The sequence below is a fragment of the Fibrobacter sp. UWB11 genome, assembly GCF_900143015.1.
Lineage (GTDB): Bacteria > Fibrobacterota > Fibrobacteria > Fibrobacterales > Fibrobacteraceae > Fibrobacter.
Map to the genome: position 1 here is coordinate 112925 of NZ_FSRT01000004.1, position 15046 is coordinate 127970.

The 15046-nt window shown below is 48.2% G+C and carries 10 protein-coding genes; 4 read left to right on the forward strand and 6 right to left on the reverse strand.

The window, feature by feature from the left end:
- Position 1: 1 nt before the first annotated feature.
- Both BUQ91_RS14600 and BUQ91_RS14605 read right to left on the reverse strand, forming a co-directional pair.
- The gene (locus tag BUQ91_RS14600; protein WP_074209799.1) at positions 2-2194 is read right to left on the reverse strand and encodes a fibro-slime domain-containing protein; all 2193 of its coding nucleotides are present in this window, start codon (positions 2192-2194) and stop codon (positions 2-4) included.
- A gap of 239 nt (positions 2195-2433) precedes the next feature.
- Complete coding sequence (locus BUQ91_RS14605) at positions 2434-3375, reverse strand: aldolase catalytic domain-containing protein (RefSeq protein ID WP_072830352.1); 942 nt, start codon at positions 3373-3375, stop codon at positions 2434-2436.
- A 571-nt stretch (positions 3376-3946) separates the two neighbouring features.
- Here BUQ91_RS14605 and BUQ91_RS14610 point away from each other — a divergent pair.
- Entirely contained in the window at positions 3947-6082 is a 2136-nt protein-coding gene (locus BUQ91_RS14610) for a glycoside hydrolase family 9 protein (protein WP_074209800.1), read from the forward strand.
- 241 nt (positions 6083-6323) lie between these two features.
- Here the strand turns inward: BUQ91_RS14610 and BUQ91_RS14615 are convergent, their stop codons facing one another.
- From BUQ91_RS14615 to BUQ91_RS14625, 3 genes are all read right to left on the reverse strand, one after another.
- Positions 6324-7811: a hypothetical protein gene (locus BUQ91_RS14615; RefSeq protein WP_074209801.1), complete on the reverse strand. Its 1488-nt coding sequence runs from the start codon at positions 7809-7811 to the stop codon at positions 6324-6326.
- 68 nt (positions 7812-7879) lie between these two features.
- Positions 7880-8986, reverse strand: coding sequence for a serine/threonine protein kinase (locus tag BUQ91_RS14620; protein WP_072830183.1), 1107 nt, complete (start codon positions 8984-8986; stop codon positions 7880-7882).
- Positions 8987-9101: 115 nt separating this feature from the next.
- Positions 9102-9947, reverse strand: a complete 846-nt coding sequence (locus BUQ91_RS14625; RefSeq protein WP_074209802.1) for an LOG family protein — start codon at positions 9945-9947, stop codon at positions 9102-9104.
- A gap of 111 nt (positions 9948-10058) precedes the next feature.
- Here BUQ91_RS14625 and BUQ91_RS14630 point away from each other — a divergent pair, with 111 nt between their 5' ends.
- On the forward strand, positions 10059-10271 hold the full coding sequence (locus BUQ91_RS14630) for a DUF6812 domain-containing protein (protein ID WP_139255944.1): 213 nt from the start codon (positions 10059-10061) through the stop codon (positions 10269-10271).
- 7 nt (positions 10272-10278) lie between these two features.
- On the opposite strand, the gene BUQ91_RS14635 is transcribed toward BUQ91_RS14630, so the two are convergent.
- Positions 10279-12852: a TIGR03960 family B12-binding radical SAM protein gene (locus tag BUQ91_RS14635; RefSeq protein WP_074209803.1), complete on the reverse strand. Its 2574-nt coding sequence runs from the start codon at positions 12850-12852 to the stop codon at positions 10279-10281.
- A 128-nt stretch (positions 12853-12980) separates the two neighbouring features.
- On the opposite strand from BUQ91_RS14635, the gene BUQ91_RS14640 reads away from it, so the two are divergent.
- Both BUQ91_RS14640 and BUQ91_RS14645 read left to right on the forward strand, forming a co-directional pair.
- Positions 12981-14336 (forward strand): GGDEF domain-containing protein, encoded by a 1356-nt coding sequence (locus BUQ91_RS14640; RefSeq protein WP_074209804.1) that lies wholly within the window; start codon positions 12981-12983, stop codon positions 14334-14336.
- 478 nt (positions 14337-14814) lie between these two features.
- The coding region (locus BUQ91_RS14645; protein ID WP_139299758.1) for a type IV pilin protein at positions 14815-15046 on the forward strand (232 nt) is incomplete at its 3' end.

Genomic DNA, 15046 nt, shown 5'->3' on the forward strand with positions numbered 1-15046 from the left:
TTTACTTTATGTTTACGCGCTTGTAGTTGTTGCCCACTTTGACAATGTAAGAACCTGCGGTAGCAACCTTTACACGAGTATCACTGCTGTTCAACTTACCGGTCGAAATTACATGTCCGTTAATATCCATAATTGCGTATTGTTTTGCAATATTCATTTTTTCAGTGGTAATCGTAATTTCGAGAGCGCCAGATTTTGCAATGCTAAAGTTGTTTGTGATGCTGGCAGGAACTCTGCGTTCTGCGACAGATGTGGTACCTTTCACTTGGAGCTGCAAGACGTATTGATCGGAATCTATCTTGATGATTAAATAATATGTTCCTGGATTAAACGTTTCATTCAGCTTGTTCTCATTAATTACGGGGCGCATTGGATTAGAAACGTCGAATATGCCGTTGAGCTGAATTGGGTTTGCTGTGAATTCTGCTTCGCTAATCAGAGTCTTTGTTGCGTCGGTTCCAGTTTTGTCTGTAGTTAATTGGTAACGGATTTTCATTGTTTTCGGCGCGTCAGCGGTGTCGCAAATGATGGTCGTTGGTGTGCAAGAAGTTCCATCGCTAATGGCGCGGCAGACTTTATATGTGTTAAAATTGCTTACTTTTTGTGGGTCTGTGTTATATCGGCTGTTTTCAACTCTAATACCAGAAGCAAATTTGGGGAATAGCATGCTTGTGCTGATTTTTAGGTCTCCAGATGTAGTACGGCGGTTGCAATAGAATATATCGATGTCGTAAAGTTCGCCGATTGTTGCGTTGGGCATAAACTTGTCTACATCTACGTAACCGGGGGCTGCAAGGTGAGTGCCTCCAATGTCGATGGCGAGTTTGTTGTCTATGTAAACCCATATATCGTCACTGCCGCTAATGCTGAATTTTAAACCGTTCTTGAATCTAAATGTAGAGTGCATTTCGGCGCAGAAATGTTGGTTGCGGCCTCCATTGCCTTCTGCGACGCTAACATTTGATGACCAACGGGGAACGCCTGCGGTTGCTTTGGTTTCAGTGCCTTCGGTGAACAGCGGCCAATTTGTAGGTGCCTGATCTGTGCAGCTCCAACCGAAAACGCAATCGATTGTGGAATTGATGCTCTTGAAGAAAGTTTCGGTTTCGGCTGCGTCGGCGAATAATCCGTTGCAGTTGTGTCCTTTGTTCCAACCGGGGCCATTGCAAGTCAGGTCGAATACAGGGACGAATTCAGTGGAATCTATTTTGCGGAGCTTTTCGCCATGGAAAATGGGGCCTTCTGCATAATGCTTTGTACGAGCTGCAGGAGCGGGTACTTGATTTGCAAAGTATGATTTGACCAACTCGTTGGTTTTTCCTTCTACAGGGAAGAATCCTCCGGGTACGGGAATCCTAAGATTTGGACTTGTGAAGTTGTCTGAATTGAATTCCCATTTGCCGTGGTTTGTGCGGGTGAATGGAATGTCGAAACAGGATGCTTCGTTTACGCCTTCGGTGTAATTAAACAATTGGTTGAAATACTTGTCGTCAATGAAGCATTTTTTGCCTGCTGCAGAAAGTTTAGGCTTTTTGATTGTTTTGTCCAAAGTGGAGTCGACAAGACCTGTTGTAACGCCTAAGCATGCGTTGATGGCTTCGAGGACTTTGGCTCTTTCGACGTCTTGCGCGGCTATTCCTGATTGAGCTTGACAACCTTCGCCGCCTGCAGCGTAGCAGGAGAATGACGGGTGCAAGCTTGCGTCTGTGTCGTAAATAGTGGCTGCAAGGTTGAACGAACAGGTGCCTGTAATCATAGGCCTTTCTGTGAACCAACCTTTTGTAGCTGAGGGAAGTTCGCTTGCTCGATTTCCGTCTGCGACAAAATAAAGAGCGTTAATGAATGTGGCTTCAGAAGCGAAAACTTGAAAGACGTCGGCTAGAGGGATGGCTTGTAGAGAGTCGCTGTTTTCGCCACCCATGCCGATACTGTTTCTGAGTTCTTCGTCATCATCGGTATGGAATACAACTTTGTTTGGAATTTCTTCGTCGACGTATTTGCGGATGAACCATCCACAGTGATCGGGGTCCGGCGTTAAAGCGTGGCTTTGCCCGTCTTCGTAAATCATTGGCGTGGAACTGTTCCAAGTTGCGTTATCGGGCAAGAATACGTGAAGTTCACGGACTGTTTCTGCCCAAACGGTGGATAATCCTAACGCAATGATTGATGAGCCTACAATTCTAGTTAGTCTCATATGTTTCCTCCTTTGTATATAAATAATTTACTATGAAAATAAATTCTTTCAAAAAAGTTAGTTTGTTGTAAAAATCTGTTTTTATTCTGTTAATTGAAAATTAACGTACCGCCAAAGGCGGTCCGCGTATCATTGCTGTATCATATAAAGTATATGCAACATAGCGTTGCATTAAGACGAAAAAAAATCCGCGCTTTTCTCAAAGGCACGGATTTATGAATGATTGATTTAGATGAAAATTAGTCGTTGATCATGTGCTCGTAGAACTTACGGTACATGTCCTTTTCTTCGGTCTTGCGTACGGCAATTGCGTCTTGCGGATGGCGGTTGAGCATACCCGTAATCATCTGCGGGATGATGTAGCCCCATTCGTACTTGCTCTGCAACGGCAAGAAGAGTTCCTGAATGGCGTCGAGAACCGGGCGGAGGTCGTACTTCGGATTCTTGAGGAAACCGAGGAGGAGTTCCGTGGTGCAGTTGCCTGCGCCGCGGCCCATGCCGGACACGGAACCGTCGAGATAATCAACGTGGTTGATGATGGCCTGGATCGTGTTGGAGAAGGCGAGCTGCTGGTTGTTGTGGCCATGGAAGCCGAACTTCTTGTTCTTCACGATTCCCTTGTAGCGGGCGAGTTCCTTGTCGATGTCTTCTTGGTAGAAAGCGCCGAAGCTATCGACGAGGTAAAGCACGTCGGCGTGGCATTCTTCGTTGACCTGGTGGAGCGCTTCGTCGAGTTCCGGACCGCGGTCGCGGCTCACGGCCATGATGTTGAGCGTCGTTTCATAGCCCATGTCGTGGAAGGCGTTCACCATGCTGATGCCCTTGTCGATGTTCTTGACGTAGCTTGCCACGCGGAACATCTGGTACGGGCTTTCGGAAGCGGGCTTCACAGCGTCCATGTTGACGCGACCCACGTCGGCCATCACAGCCATCTTCATCTTGGAATCGATGCCGTCTTTGACCTTCCAGAGCAAATCATCGTCGCAGAACTTCCATGGACCATATTCCTTCGGGTCGAAAAGTTCAGGGGAGTTCTTGTAACCCATTTCCATGTAGTCTACGCCGGCTGCTGTGAGAAGGGTGTACAATCTACGCACGAATTCAAGAGAAAAATCGTGCTTGTTGACGAGGCCGCCATCGCGGATCGTGCAGTCGAGAACTTTAATTGTTTCGTAGTACATGTTTGTATCTTCTGTTTTTTGGTTATTGTAGTCTAAGACGTCGTTCTGAGCGATGGAATCGCGAAGAATCCAGTCATTTTTTCCTTGCCTCGCAAACATAGGTTTTGAAATTTGAATGGTCAATAAATTTTTTTAGGTTTCTGAAAAATAATTGTTATTTAACGTAAATTTTGCGTTAAAATGATGAGAAAAGGTCTTTTCACATTGATTTATGTGGATGCTTTGGGGGCGAAACCGCTCCGTTAAGAAGTTAATTGCTATAAAATCCCTTTAATAAATTGCAATTTCAGTTCGCTAGGAGAAGCCTTTCTGTAGGGCTAGAAGCGATTTATTTTATAATCTACGCTATAATTGCGTTGAATGTAACCCTTTGTCATTCCCGCGAAAGCGGGAATCTCCCTCTCGTATTAAAAGGAGATGCCCTCCCCATACGCGGATCATGACTACTAAGCAGCATAGCTGCAAGTAGTCAAAGACATTAAGTGGGGCATGACAGTTTTGCTTTGTCGTTCCATCTCGTATGAGGTTTATTTTACTTTTTTCCGTAGCACCGCGAATCTATATTTAGCACATGCGTATATATAAGCTTTCTCCGATTTTCTTGGCCGCGGTTCTTTTGAGCGCGGGCGTAGCCTCTGCTGACACGAAATTTTTCTACAACCAGGTAGGTTACGATGTCGGTCAGTCGATAACCGTTATTGTCAAGAGCGATAACCTTGCGGACGGCGCTGAATTTAGCGTGATGTCGAATGGCGCAGCCGTCAAGACGGGCAAACTTTCGGCAGGTTCAAATCCGGACAACTGGCTGAACAATGGCAAGTTTTACGTGGCGGACTTGACTGCCCTTGGCCTCACGGCGGGCAAGTACACCTTGCAGGTTTCCGAGAATGGCCAACCGCAAAATTCCGGCGAGTTTACGATTGAGGAAAATGCACTTGCAAAAAATACGCTTGCGACGGTTCTTGACTACTTCTACAATGACCGCGCGAACAATCCGACTGTCGAAGGTTGGGATAAGAGTTTGCCTGTGTACAAGTCCGATAAAAAGCTCGATGTGCATGGCGGCTGGTACGATGCTAGTGGCGATGTCAGCAAATACTTGAGCCATCTTTCTTATGCAAATTATTTGAATCCGCAACAGATTCCTTTGACCGTTTGGTCGCTTGCTTTTGCTTCGGAGCGCATTCCGAAATTGCTTTCTTCGACTTCAACCAAGGCGAAAACGGCGGACGAAGCCGCTTACGGTGCGGACTTCTTGGTGCGCATGCTCGACGAACAGGGCTTTTTCTACATGACCGTATTCGATAACTGGGGCAGTCCGTATTCGAGTCGCGAACTTTGTGCGTTCTCGGGTTCCGATGGAAAAAAATCGACGGATTACCAGACGGCCTTCCGCGAAGGTGGTGGCATGGCAATCGCAGCTTTGGCTACTGCCGCAAGACTCGGCCTTAAGGGTGACTTTACGAGCGAACAGTACCTCGCTGCGGCTGAAAAAGCTTTTGCACATTTGTCTGAAAAACAGAGCATTGGCGGCAATTGCGCTTATTGCGATGATGGCAAGGAAAATATTATTGACGACTACACGGCGCTTTTGGCGGCCACAGAACTTTTTGCAGCAAATCCAAAGCGCGAGTATATTGAAGCTGCTCGTAAACGTGCAAATCACCTGGCGGCTCGCGTTAGTGACGATGGCTATTTCTGGAGCGACGATGCTAAAACGCGTCCGTTCTGGCATGCGAGCGATGCTGGGCTTCCGCTAATTGCGCTTCTTCGTTTTTCCGAAGTTGAAAGCTCTATCAAGGGTGGTGAATTTGATGCGTGGATGTGTCTCGATTGCATTGGTTGCGGTTGCGTAAATTCGAATTTAGATGGAGCTTTCGATGCCATAAAATCTCACTACGAATGGCTTGTTAAAATTACGAATAAGGTTGATAATCCGTTCGGTTATGCCCGCCAAACTTACAAGACTCAGGATAAAATAAAAGATGGTTTCTTTATTCCGCACGATAACGAAAGTGGTTATTGGTGGCAGGGCGAAGACGCTCGCATTGCAAGCCTTTCGACTGCAATTTTGTATGCAAAGCAGGTTTTAGACGATAAAAACTTATATAAGGATGCGTCGAAATATGCTACGGATCAGATGGACTGGATCTTGGGCAAGAATCCGTATGGCACTTGCATGATGTATGGCAAGGGAATCAAGAATCCTGAAAAATACGATGGCCAGTCTGAATATGATGCAACGCTTGAAGGCGGTATTGCAAACGGCATTACCGGCAAGAATCAGGATGGTTCAGGCATTGCTTGGACGGATGATGGTGTTGCTGCAGTGGGCTTTGATTCCATGAAGGAATCTTGGCAGGTGTGGCGCTGGGATGAACAGTGGCTTCCGCATAGCACATGGTTCTTGATGGCGCTTGTGGAACGCTATGACGAGGTGACGAAATCCGTGAAATTTACTGTCGGGCTCCCGAAGAGTATCGCCGCTGCTAAGATTGGCGTGTCGCTTGTGGACAAAACGCTTTCGATGAACTTGTCGAAAGCGGCTGTCGGTAGTTCTGTCAAGATTTTGGATGTTCGCGGCAATGTGCAGATGCAAAAAGTTGTGCAATCCCGAAACGAGACGATGAATGTAAGCACGCTCAAAAGCGGTGTTTACCTTGTACAAATCGGCAGCATGCCCGCCAAGAAATTTATCGTGAAATAAGCTTTGTTGTTATGCAGGAAGATGTGGCCCCGGAATAAAAGCCATCAAGGCGAATGCTGCGAAAATGCTAGCATTTTCATAGCTGAGCCGAAGGACTTTGTACTTGTACAAATCCGGGGTGACAGGCTTCGCTTGCGTTTTGCTCTGTCATGCCGGACGTGTGCTCCTTGACTACTTGCAGCTTGCTGCTTAGTAGTCATGATCCGCGAATGGGGACGGCATCGCCATCTTGTTGCAGCTTTTAATTCGTGACTTTGAATTTCTTGGGGCCGGCGTAGGCTTGCTTTACAAGAATGTCTCGGCCTTCTTCCATGAGCTTCTTCGCTTGTTCGGCAAGTTTGTCATCATCTTTTTCCTTGATGACTTTTTCCAAGTGTTCCATTGCCGCATTTACATCAGCTTTTGTCTGGATGCGGAGCTCTGCAATGTCGAAGTGCGCACGGCGTAAAAGATTTTCGTCTTTTTCCTTGGTAATTCCTTTCTCGAGCAATGCAATTGCTGCTTCGGGGATGTTCTTTTGCTTTGCTGTTGCACCCCATTCAATCCATTGCGTACTCGGGAATTCTGCATAGCAGCCTGCGATTTTGTTTGCTGCGTCTTTTACATCTTGGAACTTGATGGGCTCTTCTTTTAACAGTGCTGTGAATCCGTATTGCAACAAGCGAACAGCGTTTTCGTTTTCGCCATTGTTTGCGGCTTCCAATCCTTTGCTGATCATGTTTCGGGTGCGTTCACCGGGGGCTACAGAATCTTCTGCTTTTTGTGCAACTGCTGTTGATTGTTGTGTGCTTTCTTCTACGCGATGAGGCATAAAGTAACCTGCAACTCCGCCCAAGGCAAAGAAAAACGGCGATTCTACGGCCACGGCGTTGAATATGCCGGGGTTCAAGAACCAGTCGATTGCCATACTTGCTACAAGTGCGAATTCCGAAATTTTGCAGATGTAAGAGGGAATGCTTCCTTTTTCTTTGTCAAACGTGTTGGCGCCGAGCAAAAAGCAGAGCATCAGGCTCACGCCCATATAACGTTCTGTAGCAAATTGTGCAAAGAACGACGTGTTTACGAGTAAATCGACAAAGAACCCGCTTATAATTGCAATCACGATTGCGTATGCATAAACGAATAACGCGTTCCAGCGCTTTTCGAGCTGCATCAACGTGAACATGAAAATGACAACGAAGAAAATAAAGGACCATATACTCGGGATTAGTAAACTGCAAGTGAGTAAACTTTCTGTGTTGCCACGACTCGGAATGTAAGCCCAACGATAACGGATAAATTTATCGGTGTACTTGTTAATCCACTTTTTGAGTTCCGCCTCGTATTGCTTGTCGGTGGGGAATGAGCCGTGCTCCGCGGCGTATTGCTCCTTTCCGCCTTGGTTTTCCCACCATTCGAGGAATTCGCCCTTCATTTCTTCGATGCGGTCCTCGATAATCGGGGTCGGGTTTTCGACTTTATAGCGTTCCTTGTAAAGCTCGAACTCTTGAGCCTTGATTTTTTCGTCGGGCGTGAGGCCTACGTTCTTAAATTCCTGGGCACGTTCCTCTAGCCACCACTTGTCGAAAGATTCTTGGATGTCTTTTTCTTGACGCAACTGCTGGATCTTGGGGTCGAGCGTTGTCTCGAAGTTGAAAACACCAATGGCAATAATCGCCACGAATGTCAGATAGTGGTGGATCTTGAAAAAACGGAACGGTTTTAGAATTAGGCTCAATATTTTCTTCATACTAACGAATATAAACAAATCGTTAGTCGATAGTTAAGCAAGGGGCCTAAATGGGGGCAAAAGATGTGTTAAAATGTACGTTTGCCGTATTCGTTCAGCTGATTCCACAAGAAATCGGTGTTCACGTCGCGGTAGCCGAGGGTGTTCACCTCTTCGCGGAGCTTATGGGCGAGGGCGAACAAGTTGGGGCTCTTTTTCATGCGTTCGCTGGCATCGAAAGTGGTGAGCGCGTCAATCCAATCATGGATTTCCGGGAAACGGGGGTCGTTGAATACGTTTTCGCGGCCGTTCTCGATATATTCCATGTAGCGCTTGGTGATCAGGCGGCCTTCTTCGGTGTAAATGTCCTTGGCCTTGGGATAGAGTTTTACCCCGGTTAGGTATTCGTGCATGACGGCACCAAAGCTAAAGTAGTCGACCGCGTAGGAAATGTTTTCGCTGGATTGTGCAAGTTCCGGGGCGCTGTAGCTTGGCGAGAACAGTCCACCGCCTTCGGTGACTGTTTCACGCATTTTAGCTTGGGCGTAGCCGAAGTCGCAAAGTAAAATCTTGTGGTTGTTCTTGTGCGCGGGGTTTTGGCAAAGGAGCAAGTTCTTGGGCTTGATGTCCTTATGCACAATTTGATAGTAATGGAGCTGGCTGATAGTATTGGCGAGGTAGGCTATTTGAGCTACTCGCTTTACGACTTCTTCTTCGGTGAGCTTGGGCTTGATGACCCTGTCGAGGGAGCATCCCTTGATAAATTCCAGCTTGAGGTATGGGTGGCGGCCTGCGATGCCTCCGCCAAAAGTTTGTACTACGCCTTCGATATTTGTAGCGCGGATAAGGTTGTTGATGCGGATTTCGTCCTGAAATGCGCTCAAGAGCATGTTCAGGCGGTGCAGGCGGTTCTTACCGGGAGATGCCCAGTATTTGCAAATCTTTACGACGATTTCTTTTTCGTCATAGCGTTTTTCGTCGCGCGGGTGCTGGATCCAAAGTTTGGCGCGGTATAGCTGGTTCGTGCCTTCGAGTGAAAGCGGTTCGATGAGCTCGATTCGCTCGGCGTTGCCGTTGTGCTTAAAGTCCGGGTTATGGTCAAACCACCGCTGGTATTCTGCCATGGTGTAGTTTGGGCGTAACGCTAAATTGCGTGCCACCCTGTCCATCATTTCTGCCAAATTGTTCCAGAACATACAGAAAATTTAATAAAAAAGAAGATGCCCGCTCAGTGGCGGGCATGACATTATAGTGTCGTCATCCTGAACGAAGTGAAAGATTCAGTTAAGTCTTGTTCAGGATTGCGGTATTTTACTTCTTGTTTTTCGAGTCTTCTTCGGCGTGAGTGCGGGCGAATGTGACCTGCCCTTCGCTCTGTTCTTCGAGTCTGGACGTGATGAAGTCGTAGGCTTCGTCGACCGTGTCGCAGAACTTGAAGAGCTTGAGGTCTTCGGGGTTGATCATGCCCGTTTCTGCAAAGAATTCCCAGTTGAGGGCTTTCTTCCAGAAATTGGAATCGAAGATGACGACTGGCATTTGCTGTGCGTACTTATCGGTCTGGATAAGCGTGAGCATTTCGAAGGCTTCGTCGAGTGTGCCGAATCCGCCTGGGAAAATCACCAACGCACGGGCCATGCGCAAGAACCAGTATTTACGAATAAAGAAATAGCGGAACTGGAGGTTCAGTTCATCGTCGATGTAAGGGTTGCAATGTTGTTCGAACGGTAACTTGATGTTCAAGCCAACCGAAGGCGTTCCCACGTCCGAGGCGCCGCGGTTGCCTGCTTCCATGATGCCCGGACCGCCGCCAGTCATGATGGCGTAGCCGTGGTGACGCTTGTTGATCCACTTGCCGAGCTTGGCGGCAAGTTCACGAGCCGCGTTGTAGGAATCTGCCACTTTGGAGAGTCGGTCTAAGCGGGCAAGTTCCTTTTTGTCTTTGCAACCTTTACGGCGTTTTTTGATCTCGTCGGGCGGGAGAGTACGTGCCGAACCAAAGAATACGATAGAATTCTTTATGTCTTCTTGATCAAAAATCTGTGCAGGTTGGAAAAATTCAGAAAGGAATCGAATGGGGCGTGCTGCATCGCTTTCCAAAAATTCGGCATTGTGGTATGCCATTTGACCCGGAATCGGGTGGACTTTTTTCGGTGCCATAATAAACCTCTTTTTCGTTATATAGAGAATAATATACGATAAAATGGCTTTAGAGGCGAAAAAATAAAGTTTTTATCATCTTACTTGGAGTAACATTTATATATTAGGAGTATGCTAGTAAAAATGTGGACAGATAATTTTGTCATTACGGGCGAGATTGACACGCTGCGTGACGAACGTCTCACGGACTACATCCGTGAAAATAAGGATTTTATCGCAGTGACTCAAGTACGCGTTTGCGACAGGAATGAGAAGGACCTGTTCCGTACGCACTTCTTGAATGTCAGTACGAACCACATTGAAATAATTTTGCCGGCGGAATAAATGCCGGTTACCATTCAATGGCAATTTTCGCGACGAGGAATCGTCGTGCGATGTCGTCTGTTTTCGTCGGGTCAATATCGATACCGAGTAGTCCGGCGAGAATGACGAACGGGCTTGCGGTGGCGCCTTGGTTATTGCACATGACGCGCATGTAGATGGTGCCATCCTTAATTTCTAGCCCGCTAACCAATTCATTCAAATTCATCTGCTGACCGCGGTGGTTCGTCATAATTGGCAACTGCTTCTGTTCGAACTTTTGCATGAGGTCGGCAGGGATGTTTTCGGGCGTGTGGCGGTAAACGATTGCTTTCGGGAAATGCTTCGAGAGCTTTTCCTTGAGCGGTTCGATGTCCACGATTTCCATGCCGTGTGGGAACGGTGCGCTCAGCATTTCGATGGTCTTTTGTTTGCCTTCGGCGGAGATGTCGAGCGGCTGCAGCAATTCGACACTGATGATTTCGCAATAAGTTTCGAGCCCGAGCGGGAGTGCGCCCATGTTCACGATACGTGGCTTGGGGCTAAAGCCTTCGCTGAACTTGACGGGGATGCCTGCACAGATAAACGTGCGCTCGAAGAACGAGATCATGTTGTGGTGCGGCAGGAATCGGCTGATGCCAGTCTTCTTGAATGTGATCTTGTAACCGTAGCTGACCTTTTGGCTCGGGCGACGGTCGGCAACGAGCTTCTTGATTTCTTCGGGAGTGCGGCTGGGCGCCTTGTGGCGCACGGGATCGTCCGCGAGGACGATTTCCTGGCCAAAGCCAGGAATGCCGCACTTCTGGCAGTCGCCCCATTTGCAGTTCGGCACTGGAGCGGATGTCGGATCGAAAGCTTTTTCCCATTCGCGGCGCAGGTACTGCTTGGACGTGCCTGCGTGGATAAAGTCCCATGGGAACACTTCATCCTTTTCGCGTTCGCGGTAGACCCAAGAGGTATCGTAGCCGCATTCTTCCCAAACCTGTAGCCACTTGTCAAAGTCAAAACGGTAACTATCGCTTTCGAAAATGATGCCCTTCTTGTAGGCGGCATAGATGACCGGTCCGAGGGAGCGGTCACCGCGGCTGTAAACAGCCTCGAGGAAACTTGTTTCCCAAGCGGCCCAGTTGATTTTCACATTCGGGTGCTTGTAGAATTTTTCGCGCACATAACGGATGTGACCGAGCGCCGTTTCTTTGTCCATAAACGGAGCCCATTGCAGGCCCGTGAACGATTTCGGGATGAGAATGCCGATTGAAACTGCGATTTGGATGCCGCGGTTGTACTTGCGACCAATCTTTACGAGATTGAAAATGAGCTCGCAGAATGCCTGCATGTCATCCAGGTTTTCGGTCGGGAACCCAATCATCGTGTAAAGCTTGATTTTGTTGAATCCGCTGGAGAACGCATGTTCGGCGGCATCATACATGTCCTGGTCGCTGATGGTCTTGTTGATCATCTTGCGGATGCGTTCGGAACCAGTTTCGGGGGCGAACGTGGCGCTGCGACCGCCCTTGAGCGCTGCAACCTTTTCAGCAAGACTTTGTCCAAAACTGTTGACGCGAATGCTCGGGAGGCTTACATCTACGTTGTCGTAGAATGGGTCGTCGATGATGGAATCGGTGAGTGCTTCAACCGGCTTGTAGTCGGCGGTAGAAAGCGACAAAAGCCCAAGCTCGCGTTCGCCTGTCGCCTTGATGCCCGCTTTGGCAATGTCCAAAACATCGTCCGGATTGAGTTCGCGGCATGGTCTGTACCAAATGCCGGCTTGGCAGAAACGGCAACCCTGCGCACAACCGCGCATCACTTCCACGCTAAAGCGGTTGTGGACAAGTTGCATATTTGCAATCAAGTTCTTGATGGGGTAGTCTTTCGGGTCGAGATACGGGATAAATTGACGGCGGACACCGTTCGTGTGCTCGTAAGAGCCTTTAGCGGGCTCTTTCGGAACGATAACTCCATATTCGTTTTTTACAACTTCACGGAGGCTCGGTACATACACCCCATCTATTTTAGATAAATTCTCTAGAATCTCGGAACGCTTGAGACCAGCCTTGCGCCCTTCGCCCACACAACGTACAAATTCAACAATCAGCTTTTCGCCATCGCCAATCATGAACGCGTCAAAGAAGTCGGCTACCGGTTCCGGGTTCCCCATGGCGGGGCCGCCCGAAACAACGATCGGGTCGCTCTCGGCACGGTCTTTTTGCCATGCCGGAATCCCCGCCAGTTCAAGTACGTACGGGACGTTCGTAAAATTCAGTTCGGTCTGGAGTGTAAGCCCTACGACCTCGTAATCCTTGACAGCCGTATAGCTTGCATGCGTGTAAAGCGGGATGTCGTACTTTTTCATCTCGGCGGCCATGTCGTCCCACGGAGCAAAGGCAACTTCGCAAAGCAGGTCCGGTTCGCGGTTGAGAACGTGGTACAATATGCGCAGCCCGTTGTTGCTCATGCCGATTTCGTAAGTGTCCGGGAACACGAACGCCATGCGTGCAAGCATTTTGCTATGGTCTTTGATGACGCTATTTGCTTCGCCGCCCATGTAACGGGCGGGGCTTTCTACGGCGGGGAGTGCAAGAGCAAGTTTTTCAAGGATTGTCATGTAATTAAATATAGAATTAAGGAACCAAGACTTGTAATAATCTCTGGAATCGTGTTACTATATAAAATAGGGTGTTTTGCAGATTCCCTTATAGCCATACTACATAACATTTTAATATTATTTGTGTCATGAATATCGTTAAATATATCTTTTGGTTGGTCGCCTTTTTGATGGGCGTTATTGCTGCATATGTAGTCCCCGAAGAGACTATGTCTTCTGGGGCGAAGTTTGTGTTTGTTGGCGCCTGGGGCGCTGTGCTCGGCTTCGTGTTCTACACCGTCTGCCGCAGGCAGATAGAAGCAATCGAAAACGATTTTAACGAGGTGCTGAACAAGCCGCAGCCGAAGGACACTCAGTTTGTGTCGGTCCGCCTGCAAGAAGAAAAGAACAATTCGCTCCCGCCGGGCGCCATCCCGGCCGCCGAGGCTCTCAAGCAGCCAGTGCCGGCCTCGATTAAAAAGCTCGATACGGCAGCCCTCAAGGTTGGATTCCCGCTCGAACCCTGGAATGCCTTCAAAACGAGTGTCTTGCGCAACCGTCCGTTCACCGAAGTTATCGATGCCATGCAAAAACTTATGCCGGAACTCTTCCCGAATGCATCCGGCGTGCTTTATATGTACGGTGGCGTTCAGACGGAACTCTCGCAGATTTTCCGCTTTGGCCCGAACGTCATTAGCGACGAAACGGTGACCCCTGCTGAATGTGCTAGCTTTAATGCCGGCGACATTGTTTTGACCGATTACAACTCTCCTGAAGTTCCTAGTGGCTGCACCCACTTGCACCACCGCCCGAAGGGCATTGCCGTGTGCTGCCCGATTGAAGGTCTCGAAGAACACTTTGGCATTTTGACGCTCCAGGTCGATAAACTCCCCGAAAACGAAACCAAGGAATACTGGCAGGCCAAGGTGAGCATCGTTGCTGCCGCGTTTGGTCTCTATGTGGCCAATCAGGACCTGAGCATGCGCTTTGAACAGCACAGCATCCGCGACTTGCTGACCGGTCTTTTTAACAAACGTTATATGGAAGAATCGCTCAACCGCGAAATCACTGCCGCCGTGCGCCACAAGTCGCCCATTGGCATTGCCATGCTTTACCCGGATGCAATCCCTGCCGTGCAGAACAAACAGGGCCGCCACGCCGTGGAACAGCTCTTCTGGGAACTCGGACAGCGCTTGCCGAGCTACATTCGCGGCGAAGATATTCCGTGCCGCTATTCCGATGACGTGTTCTGCGTGATTATGCCGGGTGCCGACCTCAATATTACAAGGAACCGCGCCGAGCGCATCCGCAACGAAATCTCGCAGCTCCAGATTGCCTACGGCGAGGGCATTCTTGCCACAACGCTTAGCATGGGCGTAGCCGTGATGCCGACCCACGCAAACGATGCCGGCTCGCTTATCTACACCGCCGAAGCCTCGCTCCACATGGCCATGCAGGCTGGCGGAAACCGCGTAGTGATTGCGGACTCGTTGATGAAGAAGTAAGGCTTTTAAAAAGAACCTTTGATAAAGGACTTCCTGTTGGGGAAGTCCTTTTTATATATAGTATTGATTTCTTGCACGGTCTGTCGCTTTGGATTGTAGCCTTTCTTGCTGGCGGAGAACTAGTTTTTTAGGGTTAATCGTACTGAAAGTAAAGGTTTGTTAACGAAAATTGCTGGGAGAGACGTGACAAAAGTCACAAAATTGGCATTTATATTCCAATTTGGAATATAAAAAACAGATGAAAATCCCTTTTCCGTAAAAAATTATCTATATATACTTCATCGGAAAGTTCGGTTAATATTTGCGAATTTTTGCGAAAAACGGCACTTTTGCTGACAAATAAACTAAGTCATGACACAAATGTGACAAAAGTTTGACAAAAGTATTGCTTTTCGAAAAAAAAGTGGATATATTACTGAATGTAAACGAGCAATAACGCTCAAACAAAGAATGTGTAACTAAAACAAGGAGATACACTATGAAGAAGCAAGGTTTTACCCTTATTGAATTGATGGTCGTGATTGTTATCATGGGCATCCTCGCCGCAGTCGCAGTTCCGAAACTCTTCGGTATGATTGCTAAGTCCAAGGCATCTGAAGTCGGTCCGGCAGCTGGAACCTACGTGAAGTTGCAGCAGGCATACTTCTCTGAAGCAAACATGGCTGGTGGCTGGCAGTTGATCGGTTACATGGCTCCGGGTAACAATAGCG